General features: G+C 45.9%; 19 protein-coding genes. 9 read left to right on the top strand and 10 right to left on the bottom strand.

Features of this window, described 5'->3' with window-relative positions:
- Positions 1 to 17 precede the first annotated feature (17 nt).
- The 7 genes from add to cyaY form a co-directional block, all read right to left on the bottom strand.
- The gene (gene add, locus JJQ94_RS05720) at positions 18 to 1,013 is read right to left on the bottom strand and encodes an adenosine deaminase (protein WP_099031382.1); all 996 of its coding nucleotides are present in this window, start codon (positions 1,011 to 1,013) and stop codon (positions 18 to 20) included.
- Between the two features lie 132 nt (positions 1,014 to 1,145).
- Positions 1,146 to 2,249, bottom strand: coding sequence for a heme biosynthesis HemY N-terminal domain-containing protein (locus JJQ94_RS05715; protein ID WP_099031383.1), 1,104 nt, complete (start codon positions 2,247 to 2,249; stop codon positions 1,146 to 1,148).
- The gene (locus JJQ94_RS05710) at positions 2,246 to 4,063 is read right to left on the bottom strand and encodes a uroporphyrinogen-III C-methyltransferase (RefSeq protein WP_099031384.1); all 1,818 of its coding nucleotides are present in this window, start codon (positions 4,061 to 4,063) and stop codon (positions 2,246 to 2,248) included. The genes JJQ94_RS05715 and JJQ94_RS05710 overlap by 4 nt, the downstream gene beginning before the upstream one ends.
- The gene (hemC, locus tag JJQ94_RS05705) at positions 4,064 to 5,002 is read right to left on the bottom strand and encodes a hydroxymethylbilane synthase (protein WP_099031385.1); all 939 of its coding nucleotides are present in this window, start codon (positions 5,000 to 5,002) and stop codon (positions 4,064 to 4,066) included.
- Positions 5,003 to 5,105: 103 nt separating this feature from the next.
- A complete protein-coding gene (locus JJQ94_RS05700) occupies positions 5,106 to 6,017 on the bottom strand; it encodes a DUF2914 domain-containing protein (RefSeq protein WP_201435443.1) in 912 nt (303 codons plus the stop codon).
- Positions 6,018 to 6,062: 45 nt separating this feature from the next.
- Positions 6,063 to 6,719 carry an alpha/beta hydrolase gene (locus tag JJQ94_RS05695; protein ID WP_099031387.1) on the bottom strand — a complete coding sequence of 219 codons (657 nt, stop codon included), beginning with the start codon at positions 6,717 to 6,719 and terminating at the stop codon, positions 6,063 to 6,065.
- Positions 6,719 to 7,039 (bottom strand): iron donor protein CyaY, encoded by a 321-nt coding sequence (gene cyaY, locus JJQ94_RS05690; RefSeq protein WP_010604230.1) that lies wholly within the window; start codon positions 7,037 to 7,039, stop codon positions 6,719 to 6,721. The genes JJQ94_RS05695 and cyaY overlap by 1 nt, the downstream gene beginning before the upstream one ends.
- Before the next feature lie 155 nt (positions 7,040 to 7,194).
- Between cyaY and lptM the strand changes: the two genes are divergently transcribed.
- The 7 genes from lptM (at position 7,195) to JJQ94_RS05655 (ending at position 13,427) form a co-directional block, all read left to right on the top strand.
- Entirely contained in the window at positions 7,195 to 7,371 is a 177-nt protein-coding gene (gene lptM, locus JJQ94_RS05685) for an LPS translocon maturation chaperone LptM (protein WP_099031388.1), read from the top strand.
- 1 nt (position 7,372) lies between these two features.
- Positions 7,373 to 8,626: a diaminopimelate decarboxylase gene (gene lysA, locus JJQ94_RS05680; protein ID WP_099031389.1), complete on the top strand. Its 1,254-nt coding sequence runs from the start codon at positions 7,373 to 7,375 to the stop codon at positions 8,624 to 8,626.
- A 127-nt stretch (positions 8,627 to 8,753) separates the two neighbouring features.
- Positions 8,754 to 9,584, top strand: coding sequence for a diaminopimelate epimerase (gene dapF, locus JJQ94_RS05675; RefSeq protein WP_099031390.1), 831 nt, complete (start codon positions 8,754 to 8,756; stop codon positions 9,582 to 9,584).
- Positions 9,581 to 10,207: a DUF484 family protein gene (locus tag JJQ94_RS05670; RefSeq protein ID WP_099031391.1), complete on the top strand. Its 627-nt coding sequence runs from the start codon at positions 9,581 to 9,583 to the stop codon at positions 10,205 to 10,207. Before dapF ends, JJQ94_RS05670 begins: the two co-directional genes overlap by 4 nt.
- Positions 10,204 to 11,127 (top strand): tyrosine recombinase XerC, encoded by a 924-nt coding sequence (locus JJQ94_RS05665; RefSeq protein ID WP_099031392.1) that lies wholly within the window; start codon positions 10,204 to 10,206, stop codon positions 11,125 to 11,127. The genes JJQ94_RS05670 and JJQ94_RS05665 overlap by 4 nt, the downstream gene beginning before the upstream one ends.
- A 2-nt stretch (positions 11,128 to 11,129) precedes the next feature.
- The gene (locus JJQ94_RS05660; protein WP_099031393.1) at positions 11,130 to 11,831 is read left to right on the top strand and encodes an HAD-IA family hydrolase; all 702 of its coding nucleotides are present in this window, start codon (positions 11,130 to 11,132) and stop codon (positions 11,829 to 11,831) included.
- A gap of 84 nt (positions 11,832 to 11,915) precedes the next feature.
- Complete coding sequence (locus JJQ94_RS05655) at positions 11,916 to 13,427, top strand: peptide MFS transporter (RefSeq protein WP_099031394.1); 1,512 nt, start codon at positions 11,916 to 11,918, stop codon at positions 13,425 to 13,427.
- A gap of 29 nt (positions 13,428 to 13,456) precedes the next feature.
- Here the strand turns inward: JJQ94_RS05655 and JJQ94_RS05650 are convergent, their stop codons facing one another.
- Positions 13,457 to 14,797, bottom strand: a complete 1,341-nt coding sequence (locus JJQ94_RS05650) for a hypothetical protein (protein ID WP_099031395.1) — start codon at positions 14,795 to 14,797, stop codon at positions 13,457 to 13,459.
- Between the two features lie 114 nt (positions 14,798 to 14,911).
- Between JJQ94_RS05650 and JJQ94_RS05645 the strand changes: the two genes are divergently transcribed.
- Positions 14,912 to 15,781 carry a dTDP-4-dehydrorhamnose reductase family protein gene (locus tag JJQ94_RS05645; protein WP_099031396.1) on the top strand — a complete coding sequence of 290 codons (870 nt, stop codon included), beginning with the start codon at positions 14,912 to 14,914 and terminating at the stop codon, positions 15,779 to 15,781.
- A 3-nt stretch (positions 15,782 to 15,784) separates the two neighbouring features.
- Here JJQ94_RS05645 and JJQ94_RS05640 read toward each other — a convergent pair whose 3' ends face one another.
- On the bottom strand, positions 15,785 to 16,090 hold the full coding sequence (locus tag JJQ94_RS05640) for a DUF6482 family protein (protein ID WP_099031397.1): 306 nt from the start codon (positions 16,088 to 16,090) through the stop codon (positions 15,785 to 15,787).
- 84 nt (positions 16,091 to 16,174) lie between these two features.
- Here JJQ94_RS05640 and JJQ94_RS05635 point away from each other — a divergent pair, with 84 nt between their 5' ends.
- Positions 16,175 to 16,867, top strand: a complete 693-nt coding sequence (locus tag JJQ94_RS05635) for a pseudouridine synthase (protein WP_099031426.1) — start codon at positions 16,175 to 16,177, stop codon at positions 16,865 to 16,867.
- Positions 16,868 to 16,890: 23 nt separating this feature from the next.
- Here JJQ94_RS05635 and JJQ94_RS05630 read toward each other — a convergent pair whose 3' ends face one another.
- Positions 16,891 to 17,277 (bottom strand): MAPEG family protein, encoded by a 387-nt coding sequence (locus JJQ94_RS05630; protein ID WP_099031398.1) that lies wholly within the window; start codon positions 17,275 to 17,277, stop codon positions 16,891 to 16,893.
- Positions 17,278 to 17,558 lie beyond the last annotated feature (281 nt).

The raw sequence follows: 17,558 nt of genomic DNA, 5'->3' as shown, positions 1-17,558 counted from the left end.
CACACAGCAATTTCAACTTACGCTTTCTTTACAAGCAACGCTTTTTTATCAGCTTCACTTAAAAAGGCAATCTCAACTGCATTGCGCTGCGCTTTATGGATATCACTCAAATCTAAACCTGCCGCCGCAGCTGCATGGCTATACTCGTTATCCAACTCGATACCTTGAACCGCAGGATCATCTGTATTGATGGTTGCCAATACGCCATGATCTAAAAATGCTTTCAAGGGATGCGTTGTTAAACTTTCGACAGTGCTTGTTTGAATGTTACTGGTTAAGCAAGACTCGATCCCGATACGATTATCACGTAAATAGTCCATCAGTGCTGGGTCATGGATTGCTTTAACTCCGTGACCGATACGTGTCGCACCAAGTTCTTTAATGGCTTGCCAGATACTTACCGCACCCTCAGCTTCGCCAGCATGTACCGTCACGCCAAGGTAAGCATCGCGAACCTGCTTATAATGCTCAATAAACAGCTCGCCCGGGAAACCCAGCTCGTCACCCGCGAGGTCAATCGCAACCAACTGCTCTTTAAAGGCAAGTAGCGCGTCTAGCTCATATTGGCACTTTTCCACACCAAATGTGCGTGACATAATCCCGATCAGGTTAACCTTAATGTCTTGACCTTTAACGGCACTTTGTACACCATCGACTACGGCTTCAACAACACCCTGCGGGTGTAGATTATGGTTTTTTGCCATGTAGTAAGGACTAAATCTTAGTTCAGTGTAATCAATACCTTGTGCAACTGCGTCGGCAACATTTTCAATCGCAATACGGCGACAAGCATCGTAGTCACCTAGTACCTTTACGCCCCAATCTAGTTTTTCAAGAAACGCCATTAGATTGGGTGCATTGTCCAACACTTGAACATGCGGGCGTAGACCTTCGAGATCCGTTGCAGGTAAATCCATATTAAACTGCTGGCCAAGTTCTAAAATCGTTGTAGCACGAACGTTACCATCTAAGTGGCGATGTAAATCTAATAGTGGAAGTGTGTTATTGATCATAAGAGACTCGATTTGCAGTTAAAATTTTTGGGATCATACGCACCTAAACTGAGATAGCAAGGACATATGTCAGAATGGAGTATAGCTAACTTTAATGCAAAAAAGCCTGCACATTGCTGCACAGGCTTTTCGTTACGATTTTGCGATTAAATACGCTTTCTCGTACGTATGCATTTTTTCGTAGGCGAGCTGAGCTTGCTTACTCCAACGCGCTTCCCAAGGGTTTGCGCTTAAGGAGTCAAAGATCTTCGCAGCAAGCTCATAATCCCCCTCAGCATTGCAAAGGCAAGCTAATGCGAACAGCAACTCCTTGTCATCTGGATGTTTTTTCAATTGCTGCTGCAGTGCTAACTTGAGTTCATTACTACTTTGCGTGCTGTGTTGCAGATAGTCCGCCAACTGGTGATATTGACCTTGTTTGAGCAGCTTCTTGAGCTCCCCCAACACTTCCGCTATGCGCCCCTGTTGCAGCTTCAGCTTATTAAGGGCTGGTATTGCATGCGCTTTTACTGCCTTAGGTAGCGTACTAAACAAAGTGTCTGCTTGCTCTGGGGCTATCACAAACATGCGCTCGAACACACTCTGCCACTGTACATCACTCCAGTTAAGCTTTTTATACCACTTCGCGATTTGTGCAGCGGCCAGCTCCGGTTGCTTAGCCTGTAGGCATCCTAAAATGTAACCGCTAAGCACCGCAGACGTCGGTTTAGCAATAGACATTTTGTCATCAAGTAAAGCCAACGCCTGTTCACTATTATTTGCCTCTATCCACAGTGCCGCGAGCTGCCCTTGATTATCATCCGATATTGCTTCTAGCTCCGTATTCGCTTTGACAACATCTCCTTGCTTTAACGCCGCTTTGGCTGCGATGGCACGCACATAGTCTTGGCGTTCATCCGGCTGCGGCGTTTTCGTCAATAAGGTTGCGGCTTGTTCCACTTCGCCGTTAATAAATAGCCACAAACTTTCGTTCCATGCTTGTTGCGCTTTTAGTTTACGCTTTCTGGAAAAATGACCTTTCGTATTGACTAGACGATGCCACGACCAACGCACTACCTTACCCAACAACACGAAAGCTGTGATGGCAAGCAACAGCAAGATAGTGAAAGACACTATGCTGCCTTCAATCGTGGTTTGATTAAAAGAGATCAACACATAGCCTTTCTCATCAATGAGCAAATGACTGGCGGCTAGCGCGATAAAAATAAGCGCGAAGGTGATGATTTTTGCCATCATTTTAGCCACCCTTTTACTGCTGCTGGGGTGGCAAGCTCAATCGACTCTTGGCGCTGAACTTCACTGCGGCTCAGCTTGTTTAAAGCCTGCTGCATCGCGCTCACAGGCGCGTGTTGCGTATCAAAATAACGCGCCAACGTGTCGGCCGCACTATCAAGCGCACTGAAGTAAATGCTCGCTTGTTGATCCATTAATGCGGTTTGTGCTTGGGTTAAATAGGCACGCAGCTGCGTGCGTATAAGCAGCTGCTCATTTTTATCTAGGAGTGGGTCTATCACCACTTCATCATGGTGACGTATGGTAATAAAGTCATCAACCAATCCCCGCCAAGAGCGCTTTAAGTTCGCTTGCCAATCATCAACCTGTTGCGACAACGCAGCATCTTCACTCGCTGCCTTTTGCGGAATTTGCTTGGTTTTGATCGCTAGCGTATCAACTTGAGACAATAAACCATGAAGCTCAAAGTAAAGTGACTCCGTTTGCGGCTTAGGCAAGGCCTTCAAAGCGGCAATGTCTTTAGCAATCGCCTGCTTAACAGCAGCCGTGTTGGACTCAGACTCTAAGCTCTCTTGCAAGCGCTGAAGGATAGCGATTGCACCAAGATAATCTTGCTCTGCCGCAACCTTAAATGCAGCAAGGCGCTGTAAATACAGCGCCTCAGAGGCCACTGCTCCGCTTACTTGCTGCTGCGCCTTGGCAAGCGTCTGCGTTAGCTGAGTTTCCACATGCTGTTGCTGCTCAGCCAATCGCTTTGCGACATTGTCTTGCAGCGAATCAAGCACTTTTTCTACTCGCTGAAGTTGCGATTTAGCGCCACTCAGCTGCGTGTTTAGTAGCTGATTTTCAGCGTTAATCGCTTGGTTAGCTAGCAACGCTTGTTGCAACTGTTGTTGCTGTTGCAAATAGACATAGCCAGCACCAGCGCCACTACCCAACGCCACCAATAACGCAAAGAGCGCAACCTTACTCACACCGGCCTTCGCGTGATGTGGCGTTACGGTTTGCTCTGCTGTTTTTGCAGCTTGCTGAGGATTTGTATTCTTTGTTTGCGATTCAGACTGAGTCATTTTGCGCCCTTGCTGCTTGGTATAGTCGATGATACTCCCTGCGATGGCACGATTATCAGGGCCATGACATACCACAATTTGAGACTGTTTGATGTTATAGTATTGCTGTACATGCTCAGCAATACGTTGGCTCACAACAAAGAAAGTGCGCTGAGCCAACCAATCTTTACTTGCTGACGACTGCGTATTAAAAATCGCATCCGCTGCACTATTACTGGTAATGACTATACCTTCAATCTGTTGGCTTCGCCAGTGGTCTAACCAGCCATCTGCATTGTCTTTTACTGCAACACGCTCATAAACCACCAGACTGTCAAGAATAGCACCCCGTGCTTTTAAGGTTTGTGCAATGACGGGACGCCCGCCTTTCCCTTTGACCAATAATACACGCTTGCCCTCAACTGAGGATAGCTGCGGGAGTGCAAGCAAGCCTTCGGAATCAGGTTGTTTGGGGTATTTGGCCTTGATGTTTAGGGTGTGCAGGATAGCATCTGCCGTGCCTTCGCCAACAGCAAAAGCTGCACAATGTCCGGCTAATGGTACTTCTAGTTGGTGAAAGTATCGCACCGCATCCGGCGAGACAAAAATAGCTAACTCAGCTTCGCTTATCATTGCTTTGGCGGTGTCACTCACCGCCACTTCATTAAGCTGCAATACTGGGCAAATCACAGAGCTAATTTGCTGCTGTGTCAGTAACTCAGATAAAGGTTCTGATTTGCCAACGGGTCGAGTTAGCACAACTTTCATTTAAGCGTCCCTATAAACCTCAGCAAGAATTTTATCTGCACCTTGCGCAAGTAATGATTCTGCCAATTGAATTCCAAGTTGCTCGGCCTCTGCAACCGTACCTGAGCATTCGCCGCGCAAGATTTCGCTGCCATCAACAGCGCCCACTAAGCCGCGCAAGTGCACCTGATCGCCCGAGACTTCTGCGTAAGCACCGATAGGAACCTGACACCCCCCTTCCAAACGGCGGTTCATTGCCCGCTCGGCAAGTACACGAATACGCGTATCAGTGTGCTCCAGTGGAGCGAGGAATGCTTTGGTTTGAGCATCATCGCTACGACATTCGATGCCGACAGCACCTTGACCATTGGCCGGTAATGAAGCTTCAGGTTCAATATAACTTGCGATTCTATCCACCATTTCTAAACGGATGAGTCCCGCTGCGGCCAAAATAATGGCATCAAACTCACCCGCATCGAGCTTGGCTAGGCGAGTATTCACATTACCACGTAAATCCTTAATGACTAAGTCCGGACGCGCTGCTCGAATTTGACATTGGCGACGCAGGCTTGATGTGCCAACCACAGCGCCCTCAGGCAACTCTGCAAGTGAGGTATAAGTATTAGACACAAACGCGTCCCTTGGGTCTTCACGTTCACAAATAGTATGCAGCTCTAGCCCCTCTGGGAAATCAACTGGTACATCTTTCATAGAATGCACCGCAATATCTGCGCGCCCTTCTAGCATGGCCTGCTCAAGCTCTTTGACGAACAACCCTTTACCGCCAATTTTTGCCAGTGGTGTATCTAAGATCTTGTCGCCTTTAGTCGACATCGGCACGAGCTCTACTTTTAGATTCGCATGGTGTTTTTCAAGCTCTGCCTTCACAAATTCGGCTTGCCATAGCGCCAAAGCACTTTTGCGCGTTGCAATACGTAATATGGAAACTTGTTCTGTCATGATTTGCCTTTCTTTTATTACAGCGTTATTGCCGCTGCAAAGAGTTAACTATGTGGTGATGGCAGTCAGTCGCGTGCTGCCATACACAATACTGCGTGTAAGATTATTGCTGACTGTTGTCCACAATGCGGAACGTCTTTTGGGCAAGCAGTTGTCCAGACTGCGTCACCACCTCAACACGCCAATCCCCGGTTTGACTCGGCATGACGTTCTTACTTGAATAAGTACGGTAGCGCGCGGCTTGGATCGGCAGCTCCACTTCTGCCATCAACTCGTCTTGATGAAACCACAGGTGCGACACCACTTGATCTTTAAGCGCATGTACTTCGGTGAAAAAGTAGAGCTTGTCACTAAACTGAGTTGTCGCGATCACGTCTTTTAACACGTTTGTTGGTTCGCGGTCGTCAATCATCGTAGTAAGCACAGCGCGGCTGATAAATTGCGTGTCTATTTTTGCTCCTAGCGCGACACTGGCTATGCGCGCTTCAGCATCAAATTGATTTTTAGCTTCAGCCATTACTTCTGTTTCTGTTTCTGTTTCTGTTTCTGTTTCTGTTTCTGTTTCTGTTTCTGTTTCTGTTTCTGTTTCTGTTTCTGTTTCTGTTTCTGTTTCTTCAGAAGTTTGTTGTTGCACTTGGTCTAACGCAATGACTTGAGCGACCTCTATTGAGGTCGTCGCGGCACCAACTGGGGTAAGTTCGGGCGTCGCTAAAGCGGTATCGGGCGATACATCAGCACTTTCGCCCTCAAGCTCCTCATTAGAGTCTACTAATGCAGGAGAATCATTCAGCGATGTATCGGTTTTCGCAATGGTGGCATGCATAGGTACTGTCACTTGGACATCATCTTCATCTGCGTTAACGTTATCCACGACACCATAAACACCCACGGTTGCAATGCCAGCAAATGCTGCCGTTGCCATAAAAATGCGTTTCCAGTGCCATTGATAGGTCACCGCTGAGGGCTCTGAGGGTTGCTTACTCACCGACGTTTTTATGACAATCTTTTGTGACATTGCTTTGCTCCTGTATCTGTCACCAGTACCTTATACCACTTAATATTAATCGCTTAGTCTCGTAATTAACCAAGCGCGAATGGCTTTTAACTCTTCAAGACATACCTGATGCTCCATTGGGTAGTCTTGCCAGCTCACTTCATAGCCTTGCTGTTGTAACGTGTTAAATGCGTGCTCACCTGCAAACATCGGCACGACAGGATCAGCACTGCCATGCGCCATAAAAATAGTGAGCTCGCTTTGCTGAGCTTCTACGCTGAGCTTTTCAGGCACACACATATAAGTTGATAGTGCCATGACACCAGCCAATTTAACAGTTAAACGCGGCGCAAGATGGAGCGCAATCACGCCCCCTTGAGAAAAACCAGCTAGGATAATACGGTTAGCTGGAATACCTTTATCTAACTGTGCCTGAATTAACGCTTCAACCTGAGCTGATGAGTCTCGCACACCTTGCTCATCCGCTCTTTTATCCAGATCAAATGATTTAATGTCATACCATGCACGCATCACCATGCCACCATTTATAGTGACCGGTTGCTCTGGTGCATGTGGAAAAATAAAGTGTACACCCAATTCGTCAGGTAGGTTTAACTCAGATGCAATGGGTAAAAAGCCGTTACCTGAATCGCCCAAACCATGGAGCCAAATAATACTCGCTTTATGTTGTCCTTTGGCAGGATAATCTACAAACTCCAACATTAATCGTGCTGCCACTCTATTGCGATATTTGCTTGTTTAGTCGCCGCATCGCTCATAAATTGCCAAAACTCAGCACCTGAGCGATTATCAATCCACTGTTCCCCACGCAATTCAAAGTGATGACCATTAAACTTAGTCGCCACCCAGACTTGGTGTAATGGTGCTTGTTTGTTGATAACAATTTTGCTCTTGTCAGGGAAAATAATCTCTAGAATTCCCGATGCTGATTCGTAATCTAAATCAGCGTCACAATCATCGATCTGCTCTTCAATAGTCAACATTAGCGCATCGGCTAACTCATGATATTCACTTTCTGTCATCGTGATTTCCTCTTACTGACGCACTGCGGCATGGTGCCTAAGCTTAACTCGCTATTTGAGCAATTTGATGAAGACGAAATTTCAATAGCGAAAAGCTGCTTTTTTTATCAATTCTGTTACTCTGCGATTATAAAGGCACTGACACGAATTATCTAATGAAAGCGACACCTTATAAATTTAGCGTAACGGCACTTGTTTTTACTACTTTAATCGGATTATCGGGTTGCGGTCAAAGCGGTCCGCTTTATTTGCCTGAACAACAGGCTAAAAAACCAAACCAACCGAAAGCAGCACAAGCAAACCAGCCTGAAGCAGAACAACAGGAGCGTTAAAATGGATTATTTCAATTATCAAGATGGCGAACTATTCGCTGAAGATGTCGCCATAACCACAATCGCCGAGCAATATGGCACTCCCTGCTATGTCTACTCGAAGAAGACTTTAGCGCGGCATTATCACGCTTTTACGGACGCCGCAGCCGGTCATCCCCACTTAGTGTGTTACGCAGTAAAGGCGAATTCAAATATCGCCGTGTTGAACGTCTTGGCTCAGCTTGGTTCTGGTTTTGATATTGTGTCGAAGGGTGAACTTGCGCGAGTGCTAAAAGCAGGGGGAGATCCCCAAAAAGTCGTTTTTTCTGGTGTTGCGAAAACGGAAGATGAAATCGCGTTTGCGCTTGAGACTGGTATTAAATGCTTTAATGTTGAGTCGATTGCAGAGCTTCACCGTATCAGTGAAGTGGCAACCAAACTGGATAAGATTGCGCCAATTTCATTGCGTGTAAACCCAGATATCGATGCAAAAACTCACCCCTATATTTCAACTGGGTTAAAAGAGAACAAATTTGGTATTGATATCAAAGCCGCATTTGATGTTTACCAGCTCGCTTATGCACTACCGGGTTTAAAAGTGGTTGGGATCGACTTCCACATCGGCTCTCAGTTGGTTGAGGTTAATCCATTTTTAGCGGCTTTAGATAAAGTGCTGGCCCTAATTTCTCAACTTGAAAAAGCGGGAATTTACTTACATCATCTCGATATTGGTGGCGGTCTTGGCGTGCCTTATGACGGTGAAAAACCGCCACATCCGAGTGCTTACGCTGCAGAGATTAAAGCACGATTGGCGCAGTTCAATGATCTAGAGCTCATTTTTGAGCCTGGTCGTGCGATTGCTGCCAATGCCGGTGTGCTGGTGACTAAAGTAGAATTTATTAAGCCAACCGAGCATAAGCATTTTGCCATTGTTGATGCTGGCATGAACGACATGCTGCGACCATCGCTTTATCAGGCTTGGCAAAATATCGTGCCAGTCACACCGCGAGACGACGTTGACGCGATAAATTACGACGTGGTTGGTCCAGTATGTGAAACGGGTGACTTTCTAGGTAAAGACCGGGTACTTAAAATTAAGGCTGGTGACTTATTAGTACAGCGCAGTGCAGGCGCGTATGGCTTTACCATGAGTTCAAATTACAACTCACGTCCCCGCTGTGCTGAGGTCATGGTTGATAACAACCAACACCATCTAATCCGCCAAAGAGAGCCGTTAGAATCTCTGTGGCAATTTGAGCAACTACTGCCACAATAATCCGACTTGGATACGTCCTAGGGATGCAAAACAAGGCTTAATGCCAAGCAGCTTCCCTAGTCGAGGTATCCATGGCAAAGTATTAGCAAAGTGAGGCCATGGTTTTATACCAAAAGATAACCACTCTATGTTTATAAACTTTTCAAAAATGCATGGTTTAGGCAACGACTTTGTGGTGATAGATAATGTCACCCAAAATGTGTTTTTGTCTCGAGACCAAATTAAGAAGTTAGCAGATCGCCACTTTGGAATTGGCTTTGATCAGCTGTTGATGGTTGAAGCGCCTTATTCCCCGGACTTAGATTTTCATTATCGTATTTTCAATGCGGATGGTAACGAAGTTGAGCAGTGTGGTAACGGTGCTCGATGTTTTGCTCGTTTTGTGCGAATGAAGGGCTTAACGAACAAACACAAGGTTTGTGTCTCTACAAAGGGCGGCAATATCACCCTTTATACCGAAAAAGACGGCCAAGTTACCGTGAATATGGGCAAACCAAACTTTAACCCACAAGCCATTCCGTTTCGTGCAAACAAACAAGAAAACACCTATATTTTAAGAGCGGAAGAACATACGGTGTTTTGTAGCGCGGTTTCTATGGGCAATCCTCATGGCGTGATTATTGTCGATAGCGTAGAAACCGCTGAGGTAGCTACACTTGGACCACTCCTTGAACACCACGAACGTTTCCCACAAAAGGCCAATATTGGCTTTATGGAAGTGATTTCTCGTGAATACGTTAAGCTACGTGTATGGGAGCGCGGCGCTGGCGAAACGCTTGCCTGTGGGACTGGTGCATGTGCCGCTGTTGTTGCTGGCATAATGCAAGGCAAGTTAGAGGAAACCGTTAGGGTCGACCTACCAGGTGGCAGTCTTCAGGTACGTTGGGGCGGTCAAGGTCAAGTAGTGAAAATGACCGGACCGGCGGAGCATGTTTTTGACGGGCAAATCGCAATATGACCATAAAAGAAGCAAATTCAACTGAACAATTAGTCATTGAGTACCTGCGCAAGCATCCTGATTTTTTGCTCAGACACCCTTATGTGCTATTGGATTTGCAGCTACACCACCAGCAGCAAGGGCTCCCAAACCTTGCTTTGCACCAGCAGCGGATGCTCCGCGACGAAGTCAACTCACTACAGCAGCAGATCAAAGACATGGTCCATTATGCAAAAGCCAACGAGCTGGTTTTCAAGCAATTGAGTGAATGCCAATTGGCTATCATGCGTTGTACTGAGTTGAGTGCTATCAATCATACGTTAGCACAGCGCTTTGAGGACCACCCGGACATCCAAGCATGTAAACTCATCAACATCGATGATACGCTTTTGGAACTAGTGTCAGCTAAACTGAGCAGTAACAACTGCTACTTAGGACGACTCAGTCAGTCACAAGCTGAACTCTTGTTTGCCGATATTGAAGTAGGATCGGTAGCACTTTACCGCGTTGATGCGTCAGACAAAGGTCGCTTTATTCTGGCCTTTGCCAGCCACTCACCAGAGCACTTTTCGCCACAACATGACAATATGTTGATCACGGCTTTTATTCAAACATTATCGCTTAAGCTCGAAGCGCTGGCATGAGCCTAACACCACTATCGGAAGATTGGACGCAACCAGTAACCGCCTTTATGGCACACTTGCGCCACGAAAAGCACTACTCAGAACATACACTAACTCAATACAACACTCAGCTGCTCCAAGCAGCGCAGTATTTTAGTGACCACGCCTCTTCTTGGCTTGAAGTCAGTGGCGAGCAAATCCGCCGCTACAGCATGAAGCTTCGTGGTCAAAATTACAGCCCAAGAACCATCAACCTTAAGCTCAGTTGTATTCGGAGCTTATATAAATTTCTCAAGCTCAAGTCACAATCGCAACAGGCTGTCGTCAATCCCGCGCAAGGGATCCGAGGGCCTAAGTTTCAAAAGCCACTCCCAAAGAACCTTGATGTTGACCAAATGGGACAACTTCTGGAAATTCAGGCAGATGATGCGCTTGCCATTCGTGACAAAGCCATGATGGAATTAATGTACTCTAGTGGTTTGCGATTAAGCGAGTTGGTTGGTGCAAACCTATTGGATGTCAAAGACGGTGAAATACGCGTGCTTGGTAAAGGCGGCAAGGAGCGTGTTGTGCCTGTCGGCGGCAAAGCGCTAAACGCGCTAGCTGATTGGCTCAAAATAAGGCCGCAATTTGCAACGTTGGAAGAATCTGCGCTTTTTGTGAGCAAATTAAAGCGCCGGATCAGTCCTCGCCATGTCCGCGCAAGAATGAAAGAATGGGGTCTGAAACAAGGGGTTAGTACACCTATTCACCCCCATAAACTGAGGCACTCGTTCGCCAGCCACATGCTAGAATCCAGCGGTGACTTGCGCGCGGTACAAGAGATGCTTGGGCATGCCAGCTTATCAGCCACTCAGGTCTACACCCATTTAGATTTTCAACACTTAGCAAAAGTGTATGATAGCGCTCACCCAAGAGCGAAAAAGCAAAAAGACGAGTAACAATGCGATTCAATAAGCCCATTTCAGACATTGCCGCCATCAGTTTTGATTTAGACGATACGCTATACGACAACAGGCCTGTTATCATTGCGGCTGTTAACGCTATGACAGCGCACCTGAATGCTATTCCCGAGTGGCAAGCGAAAGGGGGATCATTCTGGTCTCAATGTCGAAACGAAGCGCTCAAACAAAACAGTGCGCTTGCAGAAGATGTGACAAAGTGGCGTCAAGTGGCACTTGAGTGGGGCTTCACTGCATTGGGGTTTGATACCGCAACAAGTAAACAGCACGCGCTACACGCTTATCAAGCCTTTGCCGATGCCCGCAGTAATATTACGGTCAGCGACGCTGTCATCCGTCTACTTGCTCAGTTGCGCCGGCAGTATCACATCATTGCTATTACCAATGGCAATGTCGAGGTCGAGAAGTTTAACCTTAGAGACAGTTTTGACTTAGTACTTCGCGCTGGTATTGATGGCCGCGCCAAGCCTCATCCTGAACTTTACCAGCTTGCCTGCCAGCATTTTAACCTTGCACCACATCAACTTCTGCATGTTGGCGATAGCTTAGATACCGATGTGCAAGGAGCACACCGTGCCGGCTGCCCTAGTGTTTGGCTTCGCAATCACTTTGCGCCATACCAGTACAAAGGATTGCCCAATGTGGAAATCGATGACATACAAATGTTAAAAAAGATGATGTAATGTTTCCTTTCATGCGGTTGCATTCGGTGCTTGAATAACGTACTAATATTGACTTCCAAAAAACGATAATAATGGAAGTGAAATATGTCATCACAGGACACAACAAGTGATACAGGCTTTTTTGGTCATCCAAAAGGCCTGCAGACTTTGTTTCTCACCGAGATGTGGGAACGAATGAGTTATTATGGCATGCGTGCCATGTTAGTACTTTTCATGACGGCCACCTTACAGCAAGAAGGTCTTGGCTTCACCGTTGCCTCCGCCGCCGCAATATATGGCCTCTATACTGGTTCGGTTTATTTCTTAGGTCTACCGGGAGGCTGGATAGCAGACCGTTTATTGGGTGGCCAACGTGCAGTTTGGTACGGCGGCATTATCATCATGTGCGGCCACATCATTCTTGCCATCCCAAGCCAATTTTCCTTTTTTGTTGGTCTTATCTTTGTTGCCAGTGGGACTGGTTTATTAAAACCCAATATTAGCGCTATGGTTGGCCAGCTTTATAGCGATGAAGATAACCGCCGTGACAGCGGCTACGCGATTTACTATATGGGGATCAACCTAGGGTCAGTGATCGGCTATGCGGTATGTGGTTACTTTATGGAAAACGTTGGTTGGCACTGGGCCTTTGGTGCAGCCGCGGTAGGCATGGCAATCGGTTTAGTCAATTATCGCCTAACAGACAAACACATCGCTACCGTTGGCAATGCGCCAACTAACCCAATGACGGGGAGTCAAAGTACTAAAGCTTGGGGTGCGATAGCTTTAGTCATTGCGGCTGTTGCAGCAATAACGGCAGCGGCGTTTTCAGGTGTTTTTGTGATTAATCCTGTAGAGCTCGCAAAATATGTTGCGATTGCTTTTACTGTCACATTCTTTTTGTATTACGGTTATATCTACTTTGGCGGTAATCTTGATGCCGATGAAAAGCGCCGGATGTGGGCACTCTTTTTGGTTTGCGTTGCATCCACTTGTTTTTGGTCTGGTTTTGAACAAGCTGGCTCTTCGCTTAATCTATTTGCCCGCGATTACACAGACAGATTAGTCGGCAGTTTTAGTATTCCAACCGCTTGGTTCCAATCAGCCAACGCTTTCTTCATTATCGTGTTATCCCCTTTCTTTGCCGCGCTTTGGATTAACTTGGCTAAGCGCATGATCACTCCAACCTATAGCGTGAAATGTGCGATTGGTCTGATCATCATGGCGAGCGGATTTATTGTGATGTTTTTCGCTTCCCAATATGCTGCCCAAGGCCTACAAGTAGCACCAATGTGGTTGATCACCACTTACTTTCTACACACCGTGGGTGAACTTTGCTTAAGCCCAGTGGCGTTGAGCGCTGTAAGTAAGTTATCTCCCAAACGTTTTGCTGGGCAAATGATGGGGGTTTTCGTACTCACTTACTCAATTGGTAATATCTTCTCGGGCCTGCTCGCTGGTAGCTTTGATCCTAATAATATCGAAGACTTACCAAATCTATACCTACAAATTGCGCTATTTACTATCGGTATTGGTGTATTTGTCGGTGTACTTGGTCTAAAAACCAAGCATTGGGAAAAGCAATCTGAAAAGCCGCTGACAGAGCAAACGGCTTAAGCGAATTGGAGATGTAGGAGTAATGGCTTCTACATCTTCTCAAACTCAGCAGAAACAAGCTGGCCGTCATAAGATTTGAAGTGGCCAACCCAATCAGAGTTTACTACTTCTATCGTGCCATATAGATTTTCAATCGAACCTATTTGAGATGCGCGACTTTCAGGGTCAAGATAATTCACCCCATAGAATTGCCAAGGAGTAAGTACATTCGATATCACGGTCAATCCAGATAAATTAGCATTACTTAACGACCAACTCTCTAGCAGCTTAACTCCTATCACTCGGCCAAATTGGCTTTGTTCAATTAACTGATTACACCCAGTGTAAAATAGCGTTTGTTTATCTATGCCACGCCATTGCATTAAGCCACCCTGATGCTTTGTAATAAAAGCTCCGATGTCTTCTTGACCACTCCAGCATGCAGGAGCGATTGGTTTCGCAATCTCTGTTTTGCCTATGGTTAGGGCAGATAATTTGGTCTTCGGATCGGTAGTATATCTACCCTCGACAAAAAACTTAATGTCAGGAAACTTTTCTTTAAGTGCAGAAACCGTCATCTCATCCAAGTCACGGTTTGCAATTTGAGTTTGCTGGTGACTTAGTGGTGTCGCAAGAGCAACATCATAAATATCAATTAGATTTGCAAGACTGATAGGAAGAAGATTGAATGCATATTGGTACCCGACGAGCTTATCATGTTCAAATAAAAACACGTTATTGCGACCAATAAATGCAAACTTTTGATATTCATTAATAGGCCATTGCATCGTAAAACGGCCTATTTTTTCTTCCGCTTGTGAAAAAGAGTCTCCGAGCTTAATACCAAATACTTGGTCCGTAGTAACAGAAGTATCAAGTACCTCTGTTAGCTTTAGCTTGAGTCGACTTTTGTTCGGATCAATCGTTGTGTTATAAGTAATTGAATGGGTCGTTGGTTTGGATGAAAAAACAGCACCAGATATCAGCTCAGTGTTTTTTGCTGTAAGTACTTCAGTATAATGGCAAGATAAAACGGGCTGAGCTACAACTTTCCCGGATACAACAGCTCTTTTCGACCACCCATCAGCCGTTCTTTTAAATGAAGCATTTTTAATAATTATACCTTTCTCAAATGCTTTAGCTTCTTCAGATAATGCGTCAAATAGTGACAATCTAACATTGTCAAACAGCACAGTGACAACATCCGATAACTCACCATTACTCGCCTCTTGTCCCCCCAACAAACGCATTGACTTTGAGCTTTGCTTGTATATTTCAATGGGCGCTTTACTTTCATCAATGACACAATCACTATTTTTCGCAAATATTTGGGTCGCATTCACTTGCACACTCAACGTAAACAAACCAGCTAGCAAAATATTTTTTTTCATTTTTTGTCCCTTTTTTAGCCTTATCTCAACCTTAGCGTAATCTGATACAAATCTGTAGTTTTTCTTCCGACTTTGCTACTGTACTGGCTCTTTTAAAAAAGGATGCTGTTTTCTATGTCTAAAGTCATGATCACTGGTGCAACGGGCTTATTGGGCCGCGCACTTTGCCAAGAGCTAAGTAGTACCCACGAGATTTTAGGATGTGGCTTTAGCCGAGCAGCCGCGCCACTTCACAAACTTGACTTGGCTGACCACAGTTCGGTTTTAGATTTCTTAGATAATCACAGCCCAGAGATACTTATTCACGCAGCAGCAGAGCGCAGGCCAGAGCAATGTGAGCGAGATCAAGCAGCGACGCTTGCGCTCAATGTTGCAGCAACCGAGTTCTTAGCCCAAGCCTGCCGAGAAAGAGATATTCGATTTTTCTTTATTAGTACTGACTATGTGTTTGACGGCACCTCAGCACCTTATGTTGAAACAGATATCACTAATCCTGTGAACTTCTACGGCCAAACCAAGCAAGCTGCGGAGCGTGCCATACTGGCAGACAGCGCATTACACACCATAGTACGAGTGCCAGTTTTATACGGCGAGGTAAAAACGCTGGAAGAATCTGCGGTAACCGTTATTGCAAAACAGCTGTTAGCCAACCCCGCTTCAAGTCACGATCATTGGGCCATTCGCTACCCCACCCATGTTAATGATATTGCGCTAACGCTCAAAGATGTTATCGCACAGCCTAGCCTTGGTGGGATTATTCATATCAGTGGCAATCAAGCATTAACTAAGTATGAAATGGCGCAGGTCATGGCGCAGGCTTTGCGGCTACCGACGCAAGATCTCGTGCCGCTGAGCCAACCGAGTGACGATGCCACAAGACCACAAAATTGTGCCCTAAAAGACACCAGATTGATTAACATGGGGATCGCTCACCAACGCGATTTTGCAACCGCGGTGAGTGAAGTACTCACGAAACACAGATAACGCTTAAAACAGGTTATTACGACCAAAGGGCACTTCCAATGTATTGTCATCGGCTGATACTGGGTGCCCTACCATCTCGTCATAAGCGCTTTGATGCCTAATCACCATTTCCATGTAGCTAATATCAAGCAGGCGTTTTTGAATTTGCAGCGGGTTATGTGCTTTTAAAAACTCGCCATTTTCTTCCGTGACATAATATTCCACGTTATTAATAAGCACGCTGACTTGATAAAGCGCTAAATCAATGGAATGCACTATTACCTTTTGCAGCGGTTGATGCTGTTTTAACTTTGAAAACGCAATGGCCATTGATATTCCCCCATGTATAGATCCAAACAGTCTGTTGCCCTACAATACGCGCTGTTATCTCTTTTTGATCATGTGAATGTCTCTATGTCCTATCCGATGCGGTTGGCTAAATATCTCAGCCACTGCGGTGTTTGCTCTAGGCGACAAGCGTCTCGCTTAATTGATACCGCAAGAGTGACCGTAAATGGTCGCTTAGCCAATCACATAGATCACATCAATTTGACCGATTGCATTATGGTCGAGGGTGAATCGGTCGCGCCGCCGCAAGCGAGAAGACTCTTTGTTTACCATAAACCTGTTGGTATAGACTGCAAAGTGAATCCAAATGACCCTGCCAGTATCTACCATGTGCTACCAGAATCGTGTCGTGTGTATCCGATAGGTCGGCTAGACAAAGACAGTCGAGGCTTACTACTACTCACCAATGATGGGGCACTGTGTCAGCAGTTAATCCACCCTGACCATCATCAAGAGAAAGAATATGAGGTGCAAGTCGACAAGCCTCTGGACCCAGGTTTTTGCCTTAAAATGGCAGCAGGCGTGCCTGTGAAGGGCCAAATGACACTCCCCTGTACCGTTGAGCAAATCGCACATGACCGCTTTAGAATAGTGTTACGCCAAGGCCTCAATCGCCAGATAAGAAGAATGGCACATCACTGTGGTTATCGAGTGATCGATTTATATCGAGTGCGTATCGCAAACTTAGCATTGGCACAGTTGGAGGTTAACTCTGCTGAAGTGAAAGAGATTTCAGCAGAGTTAATTCAATTGACCTGAATGTAGAGTCACGCAAAGGACGACTATAAACCACACACCACAGTAATGGCGATAGCACAGCCGAGTCCTAGCGCCCATACGATGGAGCGCAGCACGTCAATATTCGCCCAATACAGCACACAATATAATGCTCGAGCGACAATATGGCCTATGGCTAGCCATTCGACTAGAGGAGTGTAGGTTTGGGTGCCAAACGCAACGGCCAAGGCGACAGCAAACACGGCTAATGACTCAAAACAGTTTTGATGTGCGGCCAGTGCTCTTGCCCCCAGCCCAGTTAGTTTCTTTTGTTGTTCACGCGGGTGCTTGTTGTCATAGCCCCCTTCTTTGTTCATTGCCACTGCCACAGGAATTTTGGCAAAATAAGGCAGTAAGATAGCAAGAATTGCACAGATGATTAGTATACCCACAAGATACTCCTTCAACCTTTTGATTATTCAACTCAGTAGAGCAGAATAGCGTTAAAAAGAAAAGCCATAAGTGAATACGTAATACCCTAACCTATGGCCCAATCTTGTAGCATCGACGTTAATCATATCGTGATACTGAAAATTGAACATGTGGCAAATTGTCGCAGTACGCCAACCACAAGAGTTGCTCCCTAGCACCTTGATACACATTGAATTATTTTCACTATCACGATAATTCATTTATTCAGACCCGCTCCTATCCGGTATGCTGATACACATTC

The sequence above is a fragment of the Pseudoalteromonas sp. GCY genome (genome assembly GCF_016695175.1).
Taxonomy (GTDB): domain Bacteria; phylum Pseudomonadota; class Gammaproteobacteria; order Enterobacterales; family Alteromonadaceae; genus Pseudoalteromonas.
This window is presented reverse-complemented; position numbering and strand designations above follow the sequence as displayed.